Annotated in this window: 25 protein-coding genes; 13 read left to right on the top strand and 12 right to left on the bottom strand. The window is 67.6% G+C overall.

The window, feature by feature from the left end; translation table 11 throughout:
• Position 1 precedes the first annotated feature (1 nt).
• Positions 2-2,260: a beta-glucosidase family protein gene (locus HZF05_RS18660; protein ID WP_160363998.1), complete on the top strand. Its 2,259-nt coding sequence runs from the start codon at positions 2-4 to the stop codon at positions 2,258-2,260.
• Between the two features lie 168 nt (positions 2,261-2,428).
• On the opposite strand, the gene HZF05_RS18665 is transcribed toward HZF05_RS18660, so the two are convergent.
• On the bottom strand, positions 2,429-2,866 hold the full coding sequence (locus HZF05_RS18665; protein ID WP_181638938.1) for a MarR family winged helix-turn-helix transcriptional regulator: 438 nt from the start codon (positions 2,864-2,866) through the stop codon (positions 2,429-2,431).
• 142 nt (positions 2,867-3,008) lie between these two features.
• Between HZF05_RS18665 and HZF05_RS18670 the strand changes: the two genes are divergently transcribed.
• Positions 3,009-3,431, top strand: coding sequence for an organic hydroperoxide resistance protein (locus tag HZF05_RS18670; protein WP_160363999.1), 423 nt, complete (start codon positions 3,009-3,011; stop codon positions 3,429-3,431).
• Between the two features lie 55 nt (positions 3,432-3,486).
• On the opposite strand, the gene HZF05_RS18675 is transcribed toward HZF05_RS18670, so the two are convergent.
• Positions 3,487-4,257, bottom strand: coding sequence for an SDR family oxidoreductase (locus HZF05_RS18675; RefSeq protein ID WP_160364000.1), 771 nt, complete (start codon positions 4,255-4,257; stop codon positions 3,487-3,489).
• A 104-nt stretch (positions 4,258-4,361) separates the two neighbouring features.
• Between HZF05_RS18675 and HZF05_RS18680 the strand changes: the two genes are divergently transcribed.
• On the top strand, positions 4,362-4,784 hold the full coding sequence (locus tag HZF05_RS18680; RefSeq protein WP_160364001.1) for a winged helix-turn-helix transcriptional regulator: 423 nt from the start codon (positions 4,362-4,364) through the stop codon (positions 4,782-4,784).
• 131 nt (positions 4,785-4,915) lie between these two features.
• On the opposite strand, the gene glmS is transcribed toward HZF05_RS18680, so the two are convergent.
• Together glmS and glmU are read right to left on the bottom strand one after the other, a co-directional pair.
• Positions 4,916-6,739: a glutamine--fructose-6-phosphate transaminase (isomerizing) gene (gene glmS / locus HZF05_RS18685; RefSeq protein ID WP_160364002.1), complete on the bottom strand. Its 1,824-nt coding sequence runs from the start codon at positions 6,737-6,739 to the stop codon at positions 4,916-4,918.
• A gap of 77 nt (positions 6,740-6,816) precedes the next feature.
• Positions 6,817-8,187, bottom strand: coding sequence for a bifunctional UDP-N-acetylglucosamine diphosphorylase/glucosamine-1-phosphate N-acetyltransferase GlmU (glmU, locus tag HZF05_RS18690; protein ID WP_160364522.1), 1,371 nt, complete (start codon positions 8,185-8,187; stop codon positions 6,817-6,819).
• 61 nt (positions 8,188-8,248) lie between these two features.
• Between glmU and gph the strand changes: the two genes are divergently transcribed.
• Positions 8,249-8,914, top strand: a complete 666-nt coding sequence (gene gph / locus HZF05_RS18695) for a phosphoglycolate phosphatase (RefSeq protein ID WP_160364003.1) — start codon at positions 8,249-8,251, stop codon at positions 8,912-8,914.
• Here the strand turns inward: gph and HZF05_RS18700 are convergent.
• The 7 genes from HZF05_RS18700 to HZF05_RS18730 are packed head-to-tail and all read right to left on the bottom strand — an operon-like array spanning position 8,911 to position 12,751.
• Positions 8,911-9,390: an SRPBCC domain-containing protein gene (locus HZF05_RS18700; RefSeq protein WP_160364004.1), complete on the bottom strand. Its 480-nt coding sequence runs from the start codon at positions 9,388-9,390 to the stop codon at positions 8,911-8,913. The genes gph and HZF05_RS18700 overlap by 4 nt on opposite strands.
• Positions 9,387-9,845 (bottom strand): SRPBCC domain-containing protein, encoded by a 459-nt coding sequence (locus tag HZF05_RS18705; RefSeq protein ID WP_160364005.1) that lies wholly within the window; start codon positions 9,843-9,845, stop codon positions 9,387-9,389. Before HZF05_RS18705 ends, HZF05_RS18700 begins: the two co-directional genes overlap by 4 nt.
• Positions 9,832-10,155 carry a metalloregulator ArsR/SmtB family transcription factor gene (locus HZF05_RS18710; protein WP_160364006.1) on the bottom strand — a complete coding sequence of 108 codons (324 nt, stop codon included), beginning with the start codon at positions 10,153-10,155 and terminating at the stop codon, positions 9,832-9,834. Before HZF05_RS18710 ends, HZF05_RS18705 begins: the two co-directional genes overlap by 14 nt.
• Positions 10,156-10,188: 33 nt before the next feature.
• The gene (locus tag HZF05_RS18715) at positions 10,189-11,202 is read right to left on the bottom strand and encodes a nucleotidyltransferase domain-containing protein (protein WP_246332093.1); all 1,014 of its coding nucleotides are present in this window, start codon (positions 11,200-11,202) and stop codon (positions 10,189-10,191) included.
• On the bottom strand, positions 11,199-12,047 hold the full coding sequence (locus tag HZF05_RS18720) for an HprK-related kinase A (RefSeq protein WP_160364007.1): 849 nt from the start codon (positions 12,045-12,047) through the stop codon (positions 11,199-11,201). Before HZF05_RS18720 ends, HZF05_RS18715 begins: the two co-directional genes overlap by 4 nt.
• Positions 12,044-12,310 carry an HPr-rel-A system PqqD family peptide chaperone gene (locus tag HZF05_RS18725; RefSeq protein ID WP_160364008.1) on the bottom strand — a complete coding sequence of 89 codons (267 nt, stop codon included), beginning with the start codon at positions 12,308-12,310 and terminating at the stop codon, positions 12,044-12,046. Before HZF05_RS18725 ends, HZF05_RS18720 begins: the two co-directional genes overlap by 4 nt.
• Before the next feature lie 12 nt (positions 12,311-12,322).
• On the bottom strand, positions 12,323-12,751 hold the full coding sequence (locus HZF05_RS18730; protein WP_160364009.1) for a hypothetical protein: 429 nt from the start codon (positions 12,749-12,751) through the stop codon (positions 12,323-12,325).
• A gap of 100 nt (positions 12,752-12,851) precedes the next feature.
• Between HZF05_RS18730 and HZF05_RS18735 the strand changes: the two genes are divergently transcribed.
• From HZF05_RS18735 to HZF05_RS18760, 6 genes are all read left to right on the top strand, one after another.
• On the top strand, positions 12,852-14,081 hold the full coding sequence (locus HZF05_RS18735) for an ATP-binding protein (RefSeq protein WP_160364010.1): 1,230 nt from the start codon (positions 12,852-12,854) through the stop codon (positions 14,079-14,081).
• 187 nt (positions 14,082-14,268) lie between these two features.
• Positions 14,269-15,159: a substrate-binding domain-containing protein gene (locus tag HZF05_RS18740; protein ID WP_160364011.1), complete on the top strand. Its 891-nt coding sequence runs from the start codon at positions 14,269-14,271 to the stop codon at positions 15,157-15,159.
• Positions 15,160-15,274: 115 nt separating this feature from the next.
• Complete coding sequence (phoU, locus tag HZF05_RS18745) at positions 15,275-15,979, top strand: phosphate signaling complex protein PhoU (protein ID WP_160364012.1); 705 nt, start codon at positions 15,275-15,277, stop codon at positions 15,977-15,979.
• 4 nt (positions 15,980-15,983) lie between these two features.
• Positions 15,984-16,682: a phosphate regulon transcriptional regulator PhoB gene (gene phoB / locus HZF05_RS18750; protein ID WP_160364013.1), complete on the top strand. Its 699-nt coding sequence runs from the start codon at positions 15,984-15,986 to the stop codon at positions 16,680-16,682.
• A gap of 80 nt (positions 16,683-16,762) precedes the next feature.
• The gene (locus tag HZF05_RS18755; protein WP_160364014.1) at positions 16,763-17,899 is read left to right on the top strand and encodes a hypothetical protein; all 1,137 of its coding nucleotides are present in this window, start codon (positions 16,763-16,765) and stop codon (positions 17,897-17,899) included.
• Positions 17,899-18,534, top strand: coding sequence for a hypothetical protein (locus HZF05_RS18760; RefSeq protein WP_160364015.1), 636 nt, complete (start codon positions 17,899-17,901; stop codon positions 18,532-18,534). Before HZF05_RS18755 ends, HZF05_RS18760 begins: the two co-directional genes overlap by 1 nt.
• A gap of 34 nt (positions 18,535-18,568) precedes the next feature.
• Here the strand turns inward: HZF05_RS18760 and HZF05_RS21670 are convergent, their stop codons facing one another.
• Positions 18,569-19,444 carry a hypothetical protein gene (locus HZF05_RS21670; protein WP_220129909.1) on the bottom strand — a complete coding sequence of 292 codons (876 nt, stop codon included), beginning with the start codon at positions 19,442-19,444 and terminating at the stop codon, positions 18,569-18,571.
• Between the two features lie 255 nt (positions 19,445-19,699).
• Between HZF05_RS21670 and HZF05_RS18770 the strand changes: the two genes are divergently transcribed.
• The 3 genes from HZF05_RS18770 (at position 19,700) to HZF05_RS18780 (ending at position 22,761) form a co-directional block, all read left to right on the top strand.
• A complete protein-coding gene (locus tag HZF05_RS18770; RefSeq protein ID WP_181638921.1) occupies positions 19,700-19,873 on the top strand; it encodes a hypothetical protein in 174 nt (57 codons plus the stop codon).
• A 40-nt stretch (positions 19,874-19,913) separates the two neighbouring features.
• The gene (locus HZF05_RS18775; protein ID WP_160364016.1) at positions 19,914-21,506 is read left to right on the top strand and encodes an isocitrate lyase; all 1,593 of its coding nucleotides are present in this window, start codon (positions 19,914-19,916) and stop codon (positions 21,504-21,506) included.
• A 169-nt stretch (positions 21,507-21,675) separates the two neighbouring features.
• A complete protein-coding gene (locus HZF05_RS18780; RefSeq protein WP_160364017.1) occupies positions 21,676-22,761 on the top strand; it encodes a hypothetical protein in 1,086 nt (361 codons plus the stop codon).
• The last annotated feature ends 33 nt before the right edge of the window (positions 22,762-22,794 follow it).

Here is a 22,794-nt window from a genome sequence, read left to right on the forward strand (position 1 = left end):
TATGCGCGCGACCCGACCTGCCCTGCGTACCGTTCTCCTGTCCGGCATCGCGCTCAGCCTTTCCGCCCCCGCCATAGCGGCGGCGCCCGCCAAGCCCTGGCTCGATCGCACGCTCTCGCCCGAGGCCCGCGCCGCCGCGCTGGTGAAGGCAATGACGCCGGACGAGAAGTTCCAGCTGGTCCGCACCTGGTTCCCGCCGCTTTCCACCGGCAAGCCCGGCGCGCCGACCGACATGATCCCGTCCGCCGGCGAGATGGTCGGCATCCCGCGCCTCGGCATCCCGACACTGCGCGAGAGCGATGCCAGCCTCGGCGTTGCCAACCAGGTCGAGCAGCGCAAGGGCGACACCGCCACCGCGCTCCCCGCCAGCCTCGCCACCGCCGCAAGCTTCGATCCCGAGGTCGCCTACGAGGGCGGCGCCATGATCGGCGCGGAGGCGCGCGCCAAGCGCTTCAACGTGCTGCTGGCGGGCGGCACCAACCTCACCCGCGATCCGTGGGGCGGGCGCGACTTCGAATATCTCGGCGAGGATCCCCTGCTCTCCGGCATCATGGTCGGCGCGCACATCAAGGGCGTGCAGAGCAACCACATCGTCTCGACAATCAAGCATTACGTGCTGAACGCGCAGGAGACCGGCCGCATGGTCTATGACGCGCGGATCGGCCAGTCCGCGCTGCACGAGAGCGACCTGCTCGCTTTCCAGATCGGCATCGAGAAGGGCCGGCCCGGATCGGTGATGTGCTCCTACAACATCATCAACGGCGATCATGGCTGCGAGAGCCACGAGACGCTGACCAACGTGCTGCGCGGCGACTGGGGCTACAAGGGCTGGGTGATGTCCGACTGGGGCGCCGTCCACTCGACCGAGAAGGCCGCAAATGCCGGCCTTGATCAGGATTCGGGCGGCGAGCTGGACGACGGCGACTGGTTCCGCGACAAGCTGCGTGCGGCGGTGGCCAAGGGCAGCGTGCCGCAAGCCCGGCTCGACGCGATGGTACGCAACATCCTGACCGGCGTGATCGAGAGCGGCCTCTACGACGATCCCTCGCCGCAGATGGTGCAGCCCATCGACACCGACGCCCATGCGCTGGTCGCGCAGAAGGCGGCCGAGGAAGGCATCGTGCTGCTCCGTAACGAGGGCAATATCCTGCCGCTGGCGGCGACCGCAAAGAAGATCGTCATCATCGGCGGCCATGCCGATGTCGGTGTGCTGTCGGGCGGCGGCTCCTCGCAGGTGCGCTCGACCGGCGGCGTGCCGGTGGAGATTCCGCTCAAGGGCGGCCCCGCCGCCAGCTTCGCGCGCACGACCTGGCACAATTCGTCGCCGTTGAAGGCGGTGCAGGCGCTCAATCCGGGCGCCGAGGTGATCTATGTCGACGGCAGCGACGCGCAAGCCGCTGCTGCCGCTGCCAAGTCCGCCGACATCGCCCTGATCTTCGCGACCCAGTGGCGCACGGAGGCGGAGGACATCACCACCCTCTCCCTCCCCGACGATCAGGACGCGCTGATCGCGGCCGTCGCCGCCGCCAACCCGAAGACGGCGGTGGTGCTGGAAACCGGCGGCCCGGTGCTGATGCCGTGGCTGGGCAAGGTGCCGGCGGTGCTCGCCGCCTGGTATCCGGGGCAGAAGGGCGGCGAGGCGATCGCCAATATCCTGTTCGGCAAGGTGAACCCCTCGGGCCGCCTGCCGATCACCTTCCCCGCCGCCGCCGGCCAGGCGCCGCGTCCGGAGCCGGTCGGCCTCGCCCTCACTGCGCAGAATGACGCCGCCGCCAATGCCGGATCGCCGGGCGGCAAGATGGACAGTTTCCCGGTCGATTATCCGGAGGGCGCCGACGCCGGCTATCGCTGGTACGCGAAGAAAGGCGAGACGCCGCTCTTCCCGTTCGGCTTCGGCCTCTCCTACACGCATTTCGCCTACGCCAACCTGAAAGTGACGGGCGGCGCGACGCTCACCGTCTCCTTCGACGTCACCAACAGCGGCAAGGTCGCGGGCGCCGACGTGCCGCAGCTTTATGTGACGCCGCCGGCGGGCGGTACCCAGGCGCGCCTCGCGGGCTTCGAGCGCGTGACGCTGCAGCCGGGCGAGACCAGGCACGTGACGCTGACCGCCGAGCGCCGGACGCTCGCGGCGTGGGACGAGACGGCGCGCGGCTGGCATTTGGCGGGCGGCCGCTATGCCGTGGCGATCGGCCACCATGCCGGCGACGCCGCGCTCAAGGGTGAAGCTGCGCTGACGGACGCGAAGTTCAGGCCTTGACGACAAGCCCTCTTCCGCTGAGCGGGAGAGGGATACGAAGACTTGGCAGCTTGCTGCCTAGTCGGAGTTGGGTGAGGGCATGAGGCGACCGCCGCGCCTGCCAACAGGCCCTCATCCTCCCCACCGCTTCGCGTCGGGTCCCCTCCCTCTCCCAAGCGAGAGAGGGCATTACTCCGCCAACGCATCCCTCAGAGCTTTTACCTGCATGTTCAGCCGCTGGAGATCGGGCACCGTAAGGCCGGATCTCTCCAGCAACCGCTCCGCAAGGCACGTGCTGCGCTCCTGCATCTCGCGTCCCTTGTCGGTCAGCCGCACGAACACCTGCCGTTCGTCCGCCGGGTTGCGCTCTCGCGTGAGCAGCCCACCTGCCTCCAGCCTTTTCACCAGCGGCGTGATTGTGCTGGACTCCAGTGCCAGTCGCTCAGCGATCGCGCCGATCGTCTGCCCATCCTGCTCCCACAGCGCGAGCAGCACGAGATATTGGGGATAGGTGATCCCCAGCTCGTCCAGCAGCGGGCGATACGCGCGATTGATCGCGATCCCTGCCGAATAGACGGCGTAGCAGAGCTGATCGTCCAGTCCGAGCGGGGGAATGGGTCCGTTCATCGGCGCATCTCCGGCCTCTTCCAAAATTTTTTCACGAAAATCGATATCGCGATAAATTTCTCTCTTTACAAGCCGGTCGCACACGTCCACCTGGTAATTATCGCGATAACGATTATCGCGAAATAATCCAAGGAGACTCGCCATGACCATCCTGTATCGCACCGAAGCCACCTCCACCGGCGGCCGCACCGGCACCTCGAAGACGGCGGACGGTCGGCTGTCGGTCACGCTCGATACGGTGAAGGAGCTGGGCGGCGCCGGCGGTGACGGCACCAATCCGGAGCAGCTGTTCGCGGCCGGTTATTCGGCCTGCTTCCTGGGCGCGCTGAAGTATGTCGCCGGGCAGAAGAAAGTGAAGATCGACGAGGCCACCACCGTCACCGCCTCGGTCGGCATCGGCCCGCGTGAGGACGGCCAGGGTTTCGGCCTCGACATCGCGCTCAGCGTCGCGATCCCGGGCGTCGATCGCGCGACGGCGGAGGAACTGGTCGCAGCGGCGGACGTGGTGTGCCCCTATTCCCACCTCGTCCACAACGGCGCCAAGCTGGTGCTGTCGGTCGCCTGACCTTCCCGGCAAAAGGGGCGCGAAGCACACCGCTTCGCGCCCCTTTTTGCGTGCCTCAGTTTTGCCCTTCGCGCGCCTGCTTCGCGAAGGCGTTGAGCTGGGTCAGCGTCTCGTCGAAGCGGCCCTCCGCCTCCGCCGAACGCAGGGCGACGGCACGATTGACCACGATCTCCCTCGGCGTCGGCTGCTGCATGAACTTTACCATCACCTGGTCGGTGAATTCGTCGAGCGGCTGATAGCCCGGACGAGTCTCCTGGCCCGGCGTGAGGCCGGTCTGCACCGCCGGCGGCACCAGCTCGATCACCTCGACCCTGCCCTTCAGCTCCTCGCGCAGCGCGATCGTATAGGAATGGATTGCCGCCTTGGTCGCGCAATAGGTCGGCGCCACGGTCATCGGCACGAAGGCGAGGCCCGACGTCACGTTGACGATCGCCGCATCGTCCTGCGCCACCAGATGATCGATCAGCGCGTCGAGGATGCGGATCGGGCCGAGCAGGTTGGTGGTGATCGTCGCCTCGGCATCGGCGAGATCGCGCGACTTCGTGACATCCTCGAAGCGCATGATGCCGGCATTGTTGATCACCACGTTGAGCGCGGGATGCGCCGCGAGCAGCCGCTTGGCGAAATCGGCGACGCCCTCCGCGCTCTCCACGTCGAGCGTCAGCGCGTGCATGTTCGCGCGGCCTTCGATCGCCTTGTCGAGCACGTCCTGCCGGCGTCCCGCGACGATCACGGTGTTGCCGGCATCGTGGAAGCGATGCGCCAGCGCCTCGCCGATGCCCGATCCGCCGCCGGTGATGAGGATCGTGTTGCCCTGGTTCTTCATGGGACTGCTCCTTCGCAGAATTGATGGCGCGGATGTAGTCCGCCACTTTCCGATGGGTAGAAGGCACCGACAAGATTTATACTTACCCGAAAGAGAGCGACCCGATGTCGAGCCTGCCCTTCGACGATGCCACCATCCGCCGCGCGCGTCGCATCGCGGAGAACACTCCACCGACGCAATGCGATCCGCGTGTCGAGGCGCTGGTCAACGATCTGATCGGCCGCGTCGCCGACAAGTGGACGATGATCATCCTCGAGACGCTGACCGAGCATGAGGAACTGCGCTTCACCCAACTCGGCCGGCAGGTCCCCGGCATCAGCCAGAAGATGCTGACCCAGACGCTCCGCCAGATGGAGCGCGACGGCATGGTGACGCGCACCGTCCACCCGGTAATCCCGCCGCGCGTGGACTATCGCCTCACCGAACTCGGCCAAAGCCTCGGCGTGGCCTTCTGCGGCGTGTGGATCTGGGCGGAGGACAATTTCGGCAAGGTGGAGGCAGCGCGGGAAGCGTTCGACAGGCGGTAAGCCCTCTCCCCTTCAGGGGAGAGGGTTGGGAGAGGGGGCGAGGCGAAGCCGAGCACTGGCGTCCCCCTCCCCTCCTCACCGCTTCGCGGCGGATCCCCTCCCTCTCCCCTGAAGGGGAGAGGGCATTAGGCTCACTCCACCGTTACGCTCTTCGCGAGGTTGCGAGGCTGATCGACGTCGGTGCCCTTGGCCACCGCCACATGATAGGCCAGCAGCTGCACCGGGATCGCATACACCAGCGGCGCGATCAGCGGATGGACCTTGGGCATGGTGATAGTGGCGATGCAGCCCTCGCCGGCCTGCTCCACCCCGTCATAGTCGGAGATCAGCACCACCTGCCCACCGCGCGCCTGCACCTCCTGCATGTTGGAGACGGTCTTCTCGAACAGCGGGCCGGACGGGGCCAGCACGATCACCGGCACATTCTCGTCGATCAGCGCGATCGGGCCGTGCTTCATCTCGCCCGCGGCATAGCCCTCGGCGTGGATGTAGCTGATTTCCTTGAGCTTCAGCGCGCCTTCCAGCGCCAGCGGATAGTCCGGCCCGCGCCCGAGATAGAGCACGTCCCGCGCCTTGGCGATCATCGGCGCCATCGCCTCGATCGCCTCGTCATAGGCGAGCGCGCCGTTCAGAGCGGCGGGCGCCTCCGAAAGATGGCGGACGATGTTGCGCTCCTCGTCGGCGCTCAGCCGCCCCTTGGCGCGCGCCAGATTGGCGGCGAAGGTCGCCAGCACCGCCAGCTGGCAGGTGAAGGCCTTGGTCGAGGCGACGCCGATCTCCGGCCCGGCATGGGTGGCGAGCAGCAGGTCCGCCTCGCGCGCCATGGTGGAGGTCGGCACGTTGACCACCACCGCGATCTTCTGCCCGTTGGCCCGCGCGTGGCGCAGCGCCGCCAGCGTGTCCGCCGTTTCGCCCGACTGCGAGATGAAGAGGGCGAGGCCGCCCTCCTCCATCACAGGCTCGCGATAGCGGAACTCGCTCGCCACATCGATGTCGACGGGCACGCGGGCGAACTGCTCGAACCAGTATTTGGCGACCATGCCGGCATAGAAACTGGTGCCGCACGCGACGATGGTGACGCGCCGCACCGACGACAGATCGAAATCCTCGGTCGGCAGCGAAACCTGCCCCTCGAACCCGCGGACATAGGCACGCAAGGTCTGCGCGACCACGATCGGCTGCTCGTAAATCTCCTTGAGCATGAAGTGGCGGTGGTTGCCCTTGGAGATGGTGACGTCGCTCGCGCCCGAGAGTATGACGGGGCGCTCGACCGGCTGATCGTCGCGATCGTAGACCGTGGTGCCGTCGCGGGTGAGCACGCACCAGTCGCCCTCCTCCAGATAGCAGATGCGCTGGGTGAGCGGTGCCAGCGCCAGAGCGTCGGAGCCCAGATAGCTCTCGGTCTCGCCGAAGCCGACGACCAGCGGCGAGCCCAGCCGCGCGCCGATCAGCAAATCCGGGTTGGAGCGGAACAGGATGGCGAGCGCGAAGGCGCCGTGCAGGCGTTTGAGCGTCACGCGCACCGCCTCGACCGGATCGAGCCCCTTCTCCACCTGCTCGGAGATCAGGTGGCAGACCACTTCGGTATCGGTCTGCGACTTGAACACCCGGCCGCGCGCGATCAGTTCGTCGCGCAGCGGCTTGAAATTCTCGATGATGCCGTTGTGGACGACGGCCACCTCGTCGGTGGCGTGGGGGTGGGCATTGTCCTCGGTCGGCGCGCCGTGGGTCGCCCAGCGGGTGTGCGCGATGCCAGTGGTACCGGGCAGCGGCTGATCCTCGAGTACCTTCGCCAGGTTGTCGAGCTTGCCGGCGGCGCGGCGGCGATCGATCAGGCCGTCATGATCGGTCGCGATGCCGGCCGAGTCATAGCCGCGATATTCGAGCCGGCGCAGCCCCGCCAGCAGGCGCGGCGCGACCGCTTCGGTTCCGAGAATTCCGATGATTCCGCACATGGAAACAACCCCGAGAAAGATTGGCCGACCCTGCCGTCGCCCTAGTCCCTAGAGCGATTGATCGATGCTGAACAGGCTCAGCCGCCGCTCTTCTTGCGCTCGCTCATGCGGGCGCGGAAGCGAGTGGCCCAGCCGGGCTTTTCCTCCTGGTTGGGGCGGACCAGCGCCAGCGCCTCGGGCGCCACGTCCTTCGTCACCACCGCGCCCGCCGCAACGATCGCGCCCTTGCCGATCGTCACCGGCGCCACCAGCGCGCTGTTGGAGCCGATGAAAGCCCCCTCGCCGACGATCGTCCGGTATTTGAGGAAGCCGTCATAGTTGCAGAAAATCGTGCCCGCGCCGATGTTCGCCCCTGCGCCGACCTCGCCATCGCCCAGATAGGTCAGGTGGTTGGCCTTGGCGCCCTCGCCCACCGTCACGTTCTTCACCTCGACGAAATTGCCGATATGCGCCTTGGTGCCGATCTTCGCGCCGGGCCGCAGGCGGGCATAGGGGCCGATCAGCGCACCAGCGCCGATCTCGGCCTTCTCCAGATGGGTGAAGGCACGGATCACGGCGCCATCCGCCACCGTCACGCCGGGGGCGAAGACGACGTTCTGCTCGATCGTGACGTCGCGGCCGACCACCGTGTCGTAGGCGAACCACACAGTCTCAGGCGCGACGAGTGTGACGCCGTCCGCCATCGCCTGCGCCCGACGGCGGCCCTGCCATTCGGCCTCGACCCCGGCAAGCTCGGCGCGGCTGTTGACGCCCGCCACTTCCCACGCCTCGGTCTCGATCACCGCCGACTTGCGGCCGTCCGCCTGCGCCAGGTTGACGATGTCGACGAGATAATATTCGTCCGCCGCATTGTCGTTGCCGACCCGCGCCAGCAGCGGCCATAGATCGGCCGAGCGCACCGCCATCAGCCCGGAATTGCAGAGGGTTACGGCATATTCCTCGCTCGTGGCATCCTTGGCCTCGACCATCTTGGATATAACGCCCGTCTCGTCGGCGATCACCCGGCCATAGGCGCCGGGCACCGGCGGACGGAAGCCCAACACCACGACGGCAGGCGCATCTTCGGCGTGCAGCCTCTCCAGCATCCGCGCCATCGTCTCGGTCGGCACCATCGGCACATCACCGTAGAGGATGAGGATGTCGCCCTCGAAGCCTTCCAGCGACGCCTCGGCCTGCTGGACCGCATGGCCGGTGCCGAGCTGCGGTTCCTGCGTCGCTACCCGGGCGCCACGCTCGGCGACCGCCTTCTCGATCTGCTCGCGGCCATGGCCGACAACGATCACCTCCGCCACCGGCCCGAGCGCCTCGACGCTCGCCAGCAGATGCGACAGCATCGGCCGCCCAGCGATCGGGTGCAGCACCTTGTGCGTGTCGGACTTCATGCGCGTGCCCTTGCCGGCGGCGAGGATCACGGTGGCAAACGGTGCTGGGGTGGCGTGCTCGGTCATGGCGCGGGAAATGCCACGGGCGGCTTGCCAGTTCCAGCCGCCTTCGCCATGCGGTCCGCTTATGGCCACGCACCGCTTCCGCACCGTCGTGTTCGATCTCGACGGCACCCTCGCCGATACCGCGCCGGATCTCACCGCTGCGCTCAACCACGCGATGCGCGAGTTGGGGCGCGAGCCGATCCCGGCGGAGGACGTGCGCCACATGGTCGGCCACGGCGCACGCGCGTTGCTGCGCAAGGGGCTGGCGGCGACGGGCGAGGTTTCGGAGGCACTGGTCGAACAGGGATTCCCTCTCTTCATCGCTTATTATGAAGAGCATATCGCCGATCATTCGCACCCGTTCGAAGGCGTCGAAGAGACGCTGGACGCGCTGGTGGCGAACGGCGTGACGATCGCGATCTGCACCAACAAGCTCGAAGGGCTGACCCACCGCTTTCTGAAGGCGATGGGCTGGGAGAGCCGCTTCGCCGCCGTGGTCGGCGGCGACACGCTGGACGTGCGCAAACCCGATCCGGCCCCGCTCTTCGCCGCGATCGAGCGATCCGGCGGCGAAGGCCCGGCGGTGTTCGTCGGCGATTCGATCACCGATACCGACACGGCCAAGGCGGCCGGGCTGCCGTGCGTCGCGCTCAGCTTCGGGTTCCACGACCGGCCGCCGGAAGAGCTCGGCGCCGACCGGCTGATCAATCACTGGAACGAGCTGATCCCGGCGCTGATCAGCCTTTAGGCCGGATCGCACTCCACGACATGATCCAGGTCGAGCCGGTCCGGCAGCGGTTCGCCGGTCTCCAGCAGAGACTTGAGGCCCGACAGGATCACGGGCCAACCCCTCGCGACGCCGGGGCGGATGATGCTGCCCTCGACGAAGCCGGAATGCGTCATCGTCAGCCGTACAGCGCCACCGCCCACCTCGACGATGTCGTAGGTCACGCGCGTATCCCCTTCATCATGCATCGGTCCCGGCGCAGGATGGAGAAAGCCGTGGGAGAGCCGGTGAGGCGGATCGGCCTCGAACACCTCGCCGGAAAAATCGATGCCGCCATCCGGGCGCCGGAAGATGACGGTATCGCCCTTCCGCCAGCCCGATTCGTTGGTGCGACCATACCAGAAGGCGGCGGTGGAACGGCCGTCGGTCAGTGCGTCCCACACCGACTGGGCCGACGCGCGGATATAAACGACATAGACATAGTCCGAATCGCTCACGGTTGTTCTCCCATGGCAAGCGGCAGGGGCCGCCCGGTTTCGCATAAGGTCTTGAGCGCCGAGAGAATCTTGGACCAACCCTCGCGACCCGCCTCCTGCCAGGCATCGGGCACCGGCAGGTGGTGAAATTCCGACACGCTGAGCTTCACGACGCCTTCGGTCGCGGGCTCGATGCGATATTGGATCTCGTTCTGGCGGCCCTCGCCCAGCGGATTGCCGGGCATCCGCCAGAGGATGCGCAGGCGATGCGGCGGTTCGATCGCGAGGATTTCGCCATCGACCGCCAGCGCGCCGTCCGGGCCCAGGACCCGGTAGGGACCACCCGCCGCCCCGCCGATCTCGATCCGGCAGCCGAAGAACCAGAACGGGCTGTCCGCCTCGCTGGTGAGCAAGCGCCAGAGTTTTTCGACATCGGTCGCGATGAAGGCGATGTAGACCAGATCAGGCTTGTCCATCCTCTTCGATCCTCCGCTTGAACTCGACGAGACCGGCCACGCGATCCGCCTCGAACGCCCCGATCCAGCGCGCCGCGATCTGCTGGATCGGCACGGGGTTCAGGTAATGCAGTTTCTCCCGTCCCCGCCGCACAACCGCGACGAGGTTCGCCGCCTCCAGCATGGCGAGGTGCTTGGAGGCGCCCTGCCGGGTCATCGGCAGTCCGTCGATCAGGACGGCCAGCGTCAGCCCCTGCGCCGCGCGCAGCCGGTCCAGCAACTGACGGCGGACGGGATCGGCGAGCGCACGGAACAGCAGGTCCTCATCCACGCCGCGACTCATAGGCAACCATATGGTTGCGTGTCAAGCCGGCTTGCGGATGGCCTTGGTCCAGAGGTGCTTCGCCAGCATCAGCGGCGGCATCCGCATCCAGTGCGACCGGACGAAGAAATACAGCCGCGTGAAGGGATAGCCCTGCCGCCCCCAACCATCGCGGGCGAGCAGGCGGCGCTTGATCAGCGGATCGCCGCTGTCCCACACCCGCCACCTCTTGGGGATCGGTGTGCCGTAAAGATCGTTGGCCTGCCGGGCAGCGCGTTCGACGGCGGGGCGCAGATCGTGGCGCTCGGCGCGTTCCTGCAAGCGGACCCAGAAGCTCTCGCCGTCGAACTCGCGGATCAGCCGATCGATGTCCCACAGGTTGCGCAGGCCGCCGGAAAGATCGCCATCGGCGAAGAGATGCGCGACGGCGTGGATGATAATGTCCTCGTTCGACAACACCGACAGTCCGTTGCCGAGCAGCACCGCGCCTGCGAGCAAGGCGGCCGCATCCGGCGTCGGGCGCGCGGTCGGCGGCAGGATCGTGTGGTGTACGTCGATCATCCGGTCCCGGTCGCGGTGGATCAGCGGGGGCAGCTCGTGCATCCAGCGGCGATAATAGGAATCGTCATAGGCGTTTTCCTTCACCCACTCCCAGCCGGTCGCGCGCAAGGCCGCCTCCGCCTCGCCGAGCGCCTCGCGCGGGACGAGGATGTCGAGATCGCCGATCGAGCGTCCCTGCCCCGCATCCAGCCCGGCCGCGACGAAGGCGGTGCCCTTGAGCAGCACGACGGGGATACCGAGCGGCGCCAGAGCCCGCCGCGCCATCTCCGCTTCCCACAAGGCGGCGCGGCGTTCCTCGTCGGCGCCCGCGCGCGCATCGGCGAGGATGCGCGCGACCGAAGCCGGCACCGCCCGCGAATCGAGCCGGCAAGCGAGCGTACCCAGCAGCCGTTCCGCGCGGGCTGCCGTCAACAGCGCGGTCCAGTCGGCCATCTCGATCCCGGCTACGGTCTCGGGATCGCGCAAGGCCGTGACGAGAAGCCGCGCGGCCTTCAAGTTTCGCCCCACAATCGATCAACCAGCATCATCCCCGCCTCGCCGTCCGGATAGTCGATCGCAAGCGCCGGCAGGTCTTGCACCAGCCGGGTCAGGGCGCCAAACCCCGCCTCACCGAGCGAAACATAATTGGTGGAAGCCTGGGTGAGCAGCATGAAGGTCTCGCTTGCCGCCAGCCGCTCGACATTCTCCGGCCGCCCGAAACGCGGGAAGAGCAGCATAGCGGGCGGCGCGGCCTCCGTCATTCGCGCGATGGCGATTTCGGGCGGGCGCCAGTAGCCGATCATTCCCTTGGGCGTGCCCTCCAGCACCGGGCCGACCGCGCCGCCCGCCGAGCGCACCGCCGCCACCGCCTCGTTCTTGAGGCTCGAGGCGCGGGGAAAGGGATGGATGCGGCCATCTTCCAGATCCACGAACGCGAACTCGTCGCCGAGGAAACGCCAGCCGCGCAGCGCTAGCATCGTGGCAAGCGTCGATTTGCCCGATCCCGACGCGCCTGACATCAGCAGCACCCGTCCGTCCCGCTCCACGGCCGAACAGTGCAGCAGCAGGTGCCTCCGCCAGCCGAGCGCGACCTGCAGGTTCATCCCCATCTCGGCGGCGAGCAGCCCTTGACGCAACGGCAGCGGCGCCGCGTCGGGCAACCAGAAATCCCCCGAGATGGCCACCGATGGCCGCGCGAAACGCCGCCACGGCTTTTCCGGAAATAGCCGCACCGTCATGTCCGGCACATCCGGCTTCGGATAGCCGACGTAGAGCCGTTCCAGCGCCGCGATCGGCCCGCGCCACGCCGAGCCGATGCGGAAACCCACGGCCCCCACCTGAACCGAGAAACGATGTCTCATGCCCGCCAGGCCAGCCCGGCGATCACCAGCTCCTCCATCCGCGCCGCGATGGCCTGCGGATCGGCATCGGGAAGGTCGAACTGCCGCGAAAGCCGCGCCAACAGCGTGGGCGCGTCGGCCGGTCCCTCCGCCAACGCATCGAGCAGTTCGGGCGCGGGCGGCGCCAGTAGATGCGTCGCACCCGAGGGGCGGTGGTAGATCGCGACCAGCTCGTCCAGCGCGATCGTCAGCCGGGCCGCCGGAGGATCGGCCGCATAGCGCATGTCAGGCGCCGCTCAGCGCCCCGGCATCTGCAGGGAGGCGTAGCAGGTGAAGCCGCTCGTACCGTGCTGGAGCCGGCGGATGTAATTGACGTAGGCCTGCCGCGCATTGGGGTCGAATCCCGCCGGCGACTGGCCGTTGATCATCTTCCTCGCCTCGTCGCCCGTTACCGGGCGCGGCGCGGGCGCGAAGGCGCCCTGCGTGTTCGGCGCCACCAGCTTGCCGTCGGTCGTGATATATTTCCCGCCATGGGGCGGATCCGGGATCGGGATCTTGCAATTGAGCACCGAGGCCGCCGTCGACGCAAGCGCCGGCCGGATCGTCACCACCGACGAGGCCGCGACCGCGCCGAGCATCAGCACGCCCCGCCGCCCCGTCGAAGCGAGGCGGTCGTTTCCGCCATTTTCGGCGGAATTCTCCGGCTTGTCACAATCCTCGGCCATCTAGCCCCCAAATGCGTTATGCCTCCTACCATAGACGTAAACGGAGCGACGCATAAAGGGGCGGTTCCACGGGATCGGTGCAAAGCGGGACGGGTGACGGATGGAGCGTATCGGTATCGCGGGCGTGATCGGCGTATTGGCACTGGCCTGCGGGCTGGCGCTGGCGCTCGCCGCCGCGGCCGAGCCGGTGACGCTCACGGCCGGTGTCCTGCTGGGCGTCGGCATCGCGCTGCTGATGTGGGTGGCACAACACTGGAGCCGCGAGCCCGAGGCCGAGGCGGAGCCCGCGCCGCCCCCCGCCCGGCCGGCGCCGAAGCTGGAGGATCTGCTCGGCGCGGTCGACGATCCGCTACTGCTCGTGGAAGGCCGGCAGGTGATGCGCGCCAATGCCGCGGCAATCCGCGTCCTCGGCGAGCATGTCGTCGGCGAGGACGTCCGCGTCGCGATCCGTCATCCCGTCGCTGCCGAGCTCCTGGCGGGCGAGTCCCACCTCGAGGGCAGCGTAGAGCTGATCGGACTGGGCGCGGCCGATCGCCACTGGCTGCTCTCCATCCAGCCGCTGGGCCAGGGCGCGAAGCTGGTGCGCCTGTCCGACCGCACCGCGACCCGCGCCAGCGAACGCATCCGCGTCGATTTCGTCGCCAATGCCAGCCACGAACTGCGCACGCCGCTCGCCAGCCTGATCGGCTTCATTGAGACGCTGGAGGATGCCAACGGCCCGGACGAGGCCCCGGTGCGGGAGCGCTTCCTCAAGATCATGGCGGGCGAAGCGCGGCGCATGCAGAGGCTGGTCGACGACCTGATCTCGCTCTCCCGGATCGAAGCGGACAAGCATCGCACCCCTGCCGACCCGATCGCGCTCGGCGCTCTGGCGCGCGAGACCGCCGACACGCTACGCGGCGAACGCTGGCGGACCCGGATCGAACTGGCGGTCGAGGACGGCCTGCCGCCGGTGACGGGCGATCGCGCACAGCTCTCGCAGCTGCTCCACAATCTCGTCGGCAACGCGCTCAAATATGGCGACCCGGAAAAGCCGGTGCGGGTGAAGGTGATGCGCAGCGGCACGACGATGATCAAGCTCGCGGTGGCGGACGAAGGCGAGGGCATCGCCGCCCAGCACCTGCCGCGCCTGACCGAGCGTTTCTATCGCGTCGATGCCGGCCGCAGCCGGCAGGCGGGCGGCACCGGCCTCGGCCTCGCCATCGTCAAGCATATCGTCGAGCGCCATCGCGGGCGGCTCGACATCACCAGCACGCAGGGCGTCGGCACAACGGTGACGGTGCTGCTGCCGATCGCGGCGGAGACGGGCCACAGCGTCGCGGCGGAGTGACGTCCTAAAGCCTTCTCCCGCCTTCGTGGGAGAGGGTTGGGTGAGGGTCTTCTTTTTTGCCGCAAGCGATCGCCGCAAAAAGAAGACCCTCATCCTCCCCGCCGCTGCTGACGCGGCGGGTCCCCTTCTTCTCCCGCGAAGGCGGGAGAAGGCTTGTGTTGCAGCATCCCCGCGCTACCCAAGGCCCATGCGCCGCCTCGCCCTCCTCTGCCTCCTCCCCCTCGCCGCCTGCTCGAAGGCGCCCACCGGCACCGCCCCACACCAGATCCACATCGCGGGTTCCAGCGCCGGCTACCTGCTCTCTACCGAGGTCGCCGAGCGGCTAATGCGCGAGGACCCGGACGTGCTGGCGCCCCTCGTCCGCGCCGGCGGCACCGGCGAGGGCATCGCCCGCTTCTGCGATCCCGACAACCCGACCCGACCCGACATCCTCATCACCACACGCGAGATGACCGCAGACGAGCGGGCCCGCTGCGCCGCCAACGGATCGAGCGACGTCGAGCAGAAGCAGATCGGCACCACCGCCGCCGCACTGGTCGAGGCGAAGGGCGCGCCGCCGATCCCCGGCCTCAACCGGATCGATGTCGCGAAGGCGCTCACTTCGAACGTGAAGACCTGGGCCGATGTTCGCCCCGGCCTGCCCGCGATCCCGATCGCGATCCATGGCCCGACACCGACGCCCGGCATTGCCGACACGCTCTACGGCCCGTTCCTGCAGGACGGCGAGAAAGTCCGAACCGACGGTGCTTATACCGGCCACGGGGCCGACGCCGGGCTGGTCGCGCGTATCGTAGCCGGGAAACTGGGGACGGTCGGCATCGTTCCGCTCTCGCAGGCGCTAGCACACGAGGAGACATTGGCGGTCGTCCGCCTGGGGGATGGCTTGCCTGGCCTGGACGATGCGAAGGGCAATACCGCCGGCATGGCAAACACCTACGGCGACGCTCTGCCGCTCTTCATCGTCACGCGGCCAAAAGACGCAAGCCGGATACCAGGCCTCGACCGCTTGCTGGACTATTACCGCGACGCACTCGCTCAGCCGCACAAGGAGTTCCAAGTCGTCATGCCTATCCTCTGACCGCCTTGACCCGATATTGTAACAATTGCCGTGCAGAGGCGTCGCCGGCGCATCCACCTTTCGTTCGCGGCCGGCGCGGACTAGGCTGTGGCGCATGACTGGGGACTTTCAAGACATGGCGAGCACGGGCCACACCGTTAAGGCGTTCGACAGCGATCTGGGGCAGATTCGCGGCCTCGTCTCCGAGATGGGCGGCCGCGCCGAGGCGGCGATCAGCGCCTCGATCCAGGCGCTCCAGCGCATCGACCTTGAGGCGGCCGCGCAGGTGGTGCAGGAAGATCGCCGGATCGACGAGCTGGAAGCCGAGATCGAGCGTGCCGTGCTCCGCCTGATCGCGCTGCGCGCGCCGCTCGCCGACGACCTGCGCGACGCCGTCGCCGCGCTCAAGATTTCGGGAGTGATCGAGCGCATCGGCGACTATGCCAAGAACATCGCCAAGCGCGTGCCCCTGCTGTCCGAGATGCGCTCGTCCGAGCCGATGGCGATCCTGCCGGCAATGGCGCGGTCGGTCTCCGACATGGTGCGCGGCGCGCTCGACGCCTATGCCGCGCGTGACGCCGCCGGCGCGGTCGCGGTGCAGGAAGCCGATCGCCACGTCGACGATTTCTACAACTCGCTGTTCCGGACGCTCCTCACGTACATGATGGAGAACCCGACCAGCATCACGGAGTCGGCGCACCTGCTCTTCATCGCCAAGAATCTGGAGCGGATCGGCGATCACGCCACCAACATCGCCGAGATGGTGTTCTTCGCCGCCACCGGCGAACAGCTGATCGAGCGCCCGCGTGGCGGCGATCCGCTGGCGGTGGAGGCGGAGTAACGCGATGCCCGGACGGGTATTGCTGGTCGAGGACGACGCGGCGCTGGCCGAGCTCGTCTCGTGGCATCTCGAGCGTGAGGGCTTCGACGTCGAGCGCACGCCCGACGGCGAGGAGGCGCTGTTGCTTGCCGCCGAGCAGACGCCGGATCTGGTGCTGCTCGACTGGATGGTCGAGGGCCTGTCGGGCATCGAGGTGTGCCGACGCCTGCGCCGCCGCCCCGAGACCGCCAACCTGCCGATCATCATGCTCACCGCGCGCGGCGAGGAAGAGGATCGCGTGCGCGGCCTCGAAACCGGCGCCGACGACTACGTGACCAAGCCCTTCTCGCCCCGCGAGCTGCTCGCCCGCGTCTCGGCGGTGCTGCGCCGCGTGCGCCCGGCGCTGGCCGGCGAGCGGCTGGAATATGGCGGCATCGAGATGGACCTGGTCGGCCACAAGGTCCGCCGCGACGGCTCGCCGATCGCGCTCGGACCGACCGAGTTCCGACTGCTCCGTCACTTCCTCGAACATCCCGGCCGCGTCTTCTCGCGCGAACGGCTGCTGGACTCGGTCTGGGGCCGCGAGGCAGACATCGAACCGCGCACGGTGGACGTCCACATCCGCCGCCTGCGCAAGGCGATCAACGACGATGGCGCGATGCCGGACATCATCCGCACCGTCCGCTCGGCAGGCTATGCGCTGGATTCCGAAGGCACTGCGTAACCCCGCCTAATCGCAACGATTATCGCCCGATCCGGACATTTCCGGCACTCCCGTCGCAACGCAGGACGGGATGGCGGATCATGACGGGACTGACAGGCGTAGCGACGCAGCCGGCCAACACCACGACAACCGGCGCGGGTGGCAATCCGCCCAGCCTCAAGACACTGGCGCAGACGGCCAGCATCGGCGACCTGGCCCTACACATCCAGGCGCATCCCAAGGATCGCCAGGCGCTGGAGACGGCGATGGTCAAGGCCGGCCGCACCGGAGACGTCTCCCGCCTGAACCAGATGCTGCAGACCGAGCTGCCGCACTGGATTCCCTATCACAAGATCGGCGGCCCGGCCTATTTCGCCCGCACGCCAGCCGATCCGGTCAACAGCATCGCGACCAGCCCGGTCTGGCCCGGCCTCGTCAAGTCCGGCCAGTTCACCGCCTCCGAGCAGCGGGTGATCAGCCGGATGGCGATGAACGAGGGCCATCTCGACTCGGTCCAGTCCTACGACGATCAGGCGATGACGATGGGCGCCATGCAGAAGACGATCGCGCCCAACGGCACCGGCGAATTGTCCAAGCAGGTCTATGATTTCTCCCGTGCCAACCCGGCAGGGTACAAGAGCCTGTTCGCCGACAAGGGCTGGACGGTCGCCCACACCGGCAAGGGCACCGGTTCCGGCGATTACACGATGACCTTCACGGCGAACGGCAAGGCGATGACGCCCGCGCAGACCGTCGCCTACATCAAGGACAAGGCGAGCCCCGATCAGTGGAACGCGGCGCTCGATCCGCTTCTCAAGGCCGGTCGCGATCCCGCCTTCCAGGCTTTCCAGATCAAGGATTTCAAGCCACGGCTCGATACCGCGATGGCGGTCGTACCGAAGGGCACGGCCTATACGCAGCCGGTCTCCTCCTATCTCACGTCCGAGCAGGGCGCGGCGTTGGTACTGGACGAGAGCGTCAACCGGCCCGGCCATGTCGCTGGCACGCTCGGCAAGACGCTCGACGCCTTCTACGCGGCGAATCCGAAGGCGCCGGCCGATCCGACCCAGTGGACGGCGGCCCAGCGCGCGGACTATGAACCCAAGATCGTGACCGAATTCATCGCCCAGCGTGACATGCCCAAAGTCATGACCGATCCCGCGGCCCGTGCCGACCGCATCGTCGGCTCCGGAACGACGCTCAGCGCCGCGCCGGGATCGTTCGTGCGCACGCCCTGATGGCACTGCCGCTTCTCCTGATCGCGACGGCCGCGAGCGCCAGCCTGGCGCCCCCCGTCTCGACATGGCGGATCGAGGGGCAGCCGGGCGCCGTCACCAGCGTGACGGGCGAGATCAGGACGGGCGGCCGCCTCGTCGGCGATCAGATGGTCTCGGATCCGGACATGATCACCGACGAGCGCGGCATATTCGGCCATGCGCCCGTCAAGCCCGGCGGTTGCGGGTGGGCATCGGCGGTGCGCCCCTTCACCCGCCTGCGCCGCTTCGCCGCCGACGGGCGGCTGCTGTGGGAATGGCATGTCGATCGCGAACAGCAGGCGATCCGGTTGCTCGGCTCGCAGGATGGCGATTGCCTTTCGCCCGACGGCGGGCGGCTGAGCGTCGGCATCTATCGCTTCGCGCCCGGCGAGCCGGTCTCCGCGCTTGGCCAGGGTGTCGTCCGGGTGGATCACCGACCGGATTTCGTCGAGGCGGTCGGGTTGCGATCGCACAAGGCGTTCGGCGGCGGGCCGGATACGGATCTCGTCGGCTGGAAGCGCGGCAGCCCCGCGACCCTGCTGTTCGACATCGTCGACGACGAGGGCAAGACGGTGAGCCACGATCAGGCGGTGCTGGGCAGCCCCCGCAAGCGCTGACGCCGGGACGCGGGGGCGGCCCCGGCGTTTCGAACTACCAGCGCCGGCGATAGTAGCCGCGCGGTCCGTGATAATAGTCGCGCGGAGCCCAGCCATAATGGCGGTAATACCAGACGTGATAGGGATAGGGCCGATAGGTCCACACCCCGCCATACATCACCCATGGACGATACCAGCCCGGCGCCGCATAGGCGTAGCTCGGCCCGCCATAGGCGAAGGCAGGGGCACCGCCGCGCACCACGAAGCCGGGCGGACAGCCGGGGCTCGTCGCATTGCTGTTCGACCCGCTGGCGACGGCCGCGCCGCCGAGCGCCCCCACGCCCGCTCCGACCAGCGCTCCGGCACCGCGATCGTGGCGTCCCGCGACGCCGGCCCCGAGCAGCGCGCCGATCGCACCGCCGATCACCGCGCCTGCGCCGGTATCGGCATGCGCCTTCACGCAATAGGCCTGCGCCCACTGCTGGGCATAAGCGGCATATTGCTGATCCTGCGCGGCCTGCTGCCCGGCATCCGGGCCCGCCTGATAACCGGGGGGCGGCGGGGGCGGCTGCGAGCCGTCATATCCGGATGGCGGCGGCGGGGGCGGCGTCTGCGATCCGCTATAGCCATAATAGCCGTTCGAGGGCGGCGCCGAAGAATATTGCCCGCTCTGCCCCGGAGGCGGCGGCGCATAGCCACCTTGAGCAGGCGGCGGGGGCGGATATCCGCCCTGACCCTGCGACGGAGGCGGTCCCCCATTGTCGTCATAGTAGCCGTCGCCCTGCCCCTGCTGGTCGTCATAACCCGGCGGCGGCGCGGACTGGTAGGAATCGTAATCGCCCTGGGCGGGCGGCTGCGCAAGCGCGGCCGTCGCCCCCGACGAGACCAGCATGGCGGACGCGCCGGCCAGCAGCAACAAGCGATGCGACATGGTACCGCTCTGCATATCGAACCTCGAAAAAAGCAACCCTGCCGCGAGGCTTGTCGGCCTCCACGACTGAACCGGGCCTGACCATCCGGTACCGACCATCCGGTACCGATCACATTGTCACAATATGACAAAATGATCGTGTCATGCAGCTACCAAACGTCACTTATCGTCCTTCAAATGCCGGACCGATAGGCGCATCTCCCCGTTCATGACGCGATCCCGCCGCTGCGGATCGCCACGAAACGGAGAGACACGATGACCACCGACACCCTGACCCGCCCCGAGCCCGCCCGCGCTCGCGCCGTCTTCTCGACCGAGGACTTCAAGCTGCTGCGCGAGGCCGTCGCCGCGCATCTCAAGACGGTCGCGGACAGCCCGGAATCGGTCAAGTTCAGCAACCTCTACCACCGCCTCGGTCGCCTCGGCTGAGGCCGGCCTTCCCAAATTACCCAACGTCCCAGGAAGCATCATGACCTATCAGACCGAGATCGACACCACGAGCGCGCTGATCCAGCGCCACAACGGCACCTGGGACGGAATCAGCCCGGAAGCGGTGGCGCGCATGAAGCTGCAGAACCGCTTCAACACCGGCCTCGACATCGCCAAATATACCGCGAAGATCATGCGTGCCGACATGGCGGCCTATGATGCCGATCCGGCCAACTACACCCAGTCGCTGGGCTGCTGGCACGGATTCATCGGGCAGCAGAAGCTGATCTCGATCAAGAAGCATTTCGGCACCACCAAGGGCAAGTATCTGTATTTGTCCGGCTGGATGGTCGCCGCGCTGCGCTCCGAGTTCGGCCCGCTGCCCGATCAGTCGATGCACGAGAAGACCAGCGTGCCCGCGCTGATCGAGGAGCTCTACACCTTCCTCAAGCAGGCCGACGCCCGCGAGCTCGGTATGATCTTCCGCGACCTCGACAAGGCGCGCGAGGCCGGCGACACGGCGCGCGAGCGCTTCCTGACCAACGAGATCGACACCTACCAGACCCACGTCGTGCCGATCATCGCCGACATCGATGCGGGCTTCGGCAATGCCGAGGCGACCTACCTGCTCGCCAGGAAGATGATCGAGGCCGGCGCCTGCGCGCTGCAGATCGAGAACCAGGTGTCCGACGAGAAGCAGTGCGGCCATCAGGACGGCAAGGTCACCGTGCCGCACGAGGACTTCCTCGCAAAGGTCCGCGCCTGCCGCTACGCCTTCCTCGAGCTGGGCGTCGACGACGGCATCATCGTCACGCGCACCGACTCGCTGGGCGCCGGTCTCACCAAGCAGATTGCCGTCTCGAACGAGCCGGGCGACATCGGCGACCAGTATAACAGCTTCCTCGATTGCGAGGAGATCGATCCGGCGACCGCGCGCAACGGTGATGTCATCCTCAACCGCGACGGCAAGCTGATGCGCCCCAAGCGCCTGCCCTCGAACCTCTTCCAGTTCCGGGCCGGCACCGGCGCGGACCGCTGTGTGCTCGATTGCATCACCTCGCTCCAGCACGGCGCCGACCTGCTGTGGATCGAGACCGAGAAGCCGCATATCGAGCAGATCGCCAGCATGGTCGATCGCATCCGCGAGGTGATCCCGAACGCGAAGCTGGTCTACAACAACTCGCCCAGCTTCAACTGGACTCTGAACTTCCGCCAGCAGGTCTATGATGCTTGGGCCGAAGCCGGCAAGGATGTGTCCGATTACGAGCGCGCCGCGCTGATGAGCGTGATCTACGACACGACCGAGCTGGCCAAGGAAGCCGACGAGAAGATCCGCACCTTCCAGAAGGACGCGGCGAAGCGCGCCGGCATCTTCCACCACCTGATCACGCTGCCGACCTACCACACGGCCGCGCTCAGCACCGACAATCTCGCCAAGGAATATTTCGGCGAGGCGGGGATGCTCGGCTATGTCGCAGGCGTTCAGCGCAAGGAAATCCGCGAGGGCATCGCCTGCGTCCGCCACCAGAACATGTCGGGCTCCGACATCGGCGACGACCACAAGGAAGCTTTTGCCGGCGAGGCCGCGTTGAAGGCCGGCGGCGTCCACAACACGATGAACCAGTTCGCATAGAGAACGGACGGTCATCGCGAGCAGCCTGGCGAGGATGCCGGCGGCCCGGGCGAGCGATCGCCCGGGCCGTTTGCCGTGCGCTCAGCCCACCCTTCCGAGAGAGTAGAAACTTACCGTATTGCAACACTAATACACTAGGTATATTCTCCCACCCACAGGAGGGAATGCCATGTACAGCGACGACGATCTGGAAGCCGTGATCGCGGCGGGCGTGGTGGACCGGCAATCGATCGAACGGATGCGCGATTTCCTCGCCCGATCCAGCCGCACGTCGGCAGTCGACGAGGAGCATTTCCGGCTGATCACCGGCTTCAACGACATCTTCGTATCGATCGCCTGCGTGCTGCTGCTGGTGGCACTGGGCTGGATCGGGCAGGCGATCCCGATCGGTCTCCAGAACGGTCCGCGCCCGCTCGGCGGTCTGTTCGTGGCGGCCGCGAGCTGGGGACTCGCCGAGATGTTCACGGCGCGCCGCCGCATGGCGCTGCCGTCGATCCTGCTGCTGCTCGGCTTCGTCGGCGGGCTGTTCGCGCTGACCGGATCGGCGCTCGCCGCCATGCTCGACAATGTCGACGCGGAACGGCTCGACCGGACGATCGGCACGCTGGTGATCGCCGGCTCAGCGCTCGTCGCGGGTGGTGGCGCATGGCTGCACTGGCGGCGCTTCCATGTGCCGATCACGGTTGCGGCGGGTGCCGGATCGGGTGTTGCGGTCTTGCTGGCGCTGATCGTCTCGATCGTTCCCGACCTGCAGGATCGCCTTGCCGTCCCGGCGTTTATCGGCGGCCTCGCGGTGTTCGGCCTTGCCATGCGCTGGGACATGAGCGACCCGAAGCGCGAGACGCGCCGCGCCGACGTAGCCTTCTGGCTGCATCTGCTCGCGGCCCCGCTGATCGTGCATCCGGTGTTCGCGATGATGGGGCTGCTGCAGGGTGGCGTCGGCCTCGGTGGTGCGAGCGTCGTGGTCGCTCTCTATATCGCCATGGGCTTGGTCGCGCTGGCGATCGACCGGCGGGCGCTGATGGTCTCCGCCCTCGCTTACGTGCTCTATGCGCTGTCCGAGCTCTTCCGCGAGTTCGGTGCGGTCAGCCTCAACATCGCCCTGACGGCGCTGGTGCTGGGCTCCGCGCTGCTGATGCTCTCGGCCTACTGGCCGAATGTGCGCGCCGCGGTGCTCGCCGCGCTGCCGGAGGGATTGCGCGCCAGGCTACCCGAAGCACATCACCCCGACCCGACCTTGGCGCACCCCGCCTGATCCCGGGGAACCTGCTCGCGCATTCATGATTTG

The organism is Sphingomonas chungangi (assembly GCF_013778325.1).
GTDB lineage: Bacteria > Pseudomonadota > Alphaproteobacteria > Sphingomonadales > Sphingomonadaceae > Solisphingomonas > Solisphingomonas chungangi.

Excerpts from the sequence above, each read along its gene's own strand:
- glmS (WP_160364002.1), bottom strand. The coding sequence starts at position 6,739 with ATGTGCGGAATCATCGGAATTCTCGGAACCGAAGCGGTCGCGCCGCGC.
- phoU (WP_160364012.1), top strand. The coding sequence starts at position 15,275 with ATGGCGAGCACGGGCCACACCGTTAAGGCGTTCGACAGCGATCTGGGG.
- HZF05_RS18770 (WP_181638921.1), top strand. The coding sequence starts at position 19,700 with ATGACCACCGACACCCTGACCCGCCCCGAGCCCGCCCGCGCTCGCGCC.
- HZF05_RS18760 (WP_160364015.1), top strand. The coding sequence starts at position 17,899 with ATGGCACTGCCGCTTCTCCTGATCGCGACGGCCGCGAGCGCCAGCCTG.
- HZF05_RS18705 (WP_160364005.1), bottom strand. The coding sequence starts at position 9,845 with ATGGACAAGCCTGATCTGGTCTACATCGCCTTCATCGCGACCGATGTC.
- phoB (WP_160364013.1), top strand. The coding sequence starts at position 15,984 with ATGCCCGGACGGGTATTGCTGGTCGAGGACGACGCGGCGCTGGCCGAG.
- glmU (WP_160364522.1), bottom strand. The coding sequence starts at position 8,187 with ATGACCGAGCACGCCACCCCAGCACCGTTTGCCACCGTGATCCTCGCC.
- gph (WP_160364003.1), top strand. The coding sequence starts at position 8,249 with ATGGCCACGCACCGCTTCCGCACCGTCGTGTTCGATCTCGACGGCACC.
- HZF05_RS18775 (WP_160364016.1), top strand. The coding sequence starts at position 19,914 with ATGACCTATCAGACCGAGATCGACACCACGAGCGCGCTGATCCAGCGC.
- HZF05_RS18730 (WP_160364009.1), bottom strand. The coding sequence starts at position 12,751 with ATGGCCGAGGATTGTGACAAGCCGGAGAATTCCGCCGAAAATGGCGGA.
- HZF05_RS18680 (WP_160364001.1), top strand. The coding sequence starts at position 4,362 with ATGTCGAGCCTGCCCTTCGACGATGCCACCATCCGCCGCGCGCGTCGC.
- HZF05_RS18665 (WP_181638938.1), bottom strand. The coding sequence starts at position 2,866 with ATGAACGGACCCATTCCCCCGCTCGGACTGGACGATCAGCTCTGCTAC.
- HZF05_RS18720 (WP_160364007.1), bottom strand. The coding sequence starts at position 12,047 with ATGAGACATCGTTTCTCGGTTCAGGTGGGGGCCGTGGGTTTCCGCATC.
- HZF05_RS18675 (WP_160364000.1), bottom strand. The coding sequence starts at position 4,257 with ATGAAGAACCAGGGCAACACGATCCTCATCACCGGCGGCGGATCGGGC.
- HZF05_RS18670 (WP_160363999.1), top strand. The coding sequence starts at position 3,009 with ATGACCATCCTGTATCGCACCGAAGCCACCTCCACCGGCGGCCGCACC.
- HZF05_RS18755 (WP_160364014.1), top strand. The coding sequence starts at position 16,763 with ATGACGGGACTGACAGGCGTAGCGACGCAGCCGGCCAACACCACGACA.
- HZF05_RS18735 (WP_160364010.1), top strand. The coding sequence starts at position 12,852 with ATGGAGCGTATCGGTATCGCGGGCGTGATCGGCGTATTGGCACTGGCC.
- HZF05_RS18740 (WP_160364011.1), top strand. The coding sequence starts at position 14,269 with ATGCGCCGCCTCGCCCTCCTCTGCCTCCTCCCCCTCGCCGCCTGCTCG.
- HZF05_RS18780 (WP_160364017.1), top strand. The coding sequence starts at position 21,676 with ATGTACAGCGACGACGATCTGGAAGCCGTGATCGCGGCGGGCGTGGTG.
- HZF05_RS18660 (WP_160363998.1), top strand. The coding sequence starts at position 2 with ATGCGCGCGACCCGACCTGCCCTGCGTACCGTTCTCCTGTCCGGCATC.
- HZF05_RS18725 (WP_160364008.1), bottom strand. The coding sequence starts at position 12,310 with ATGCGCTATGCGGCCGATCCTCCGGCGGCCCGGCTGACGATCGCGCTG.
- HZF05_RS21670 (WP_220129909.1), bottom strand. The coding sequence starts at position 19,444 with ATGTCGCATCGCTTGTTGCTGCTGGCCGGCGCGTCCGCCATGCTGGTC.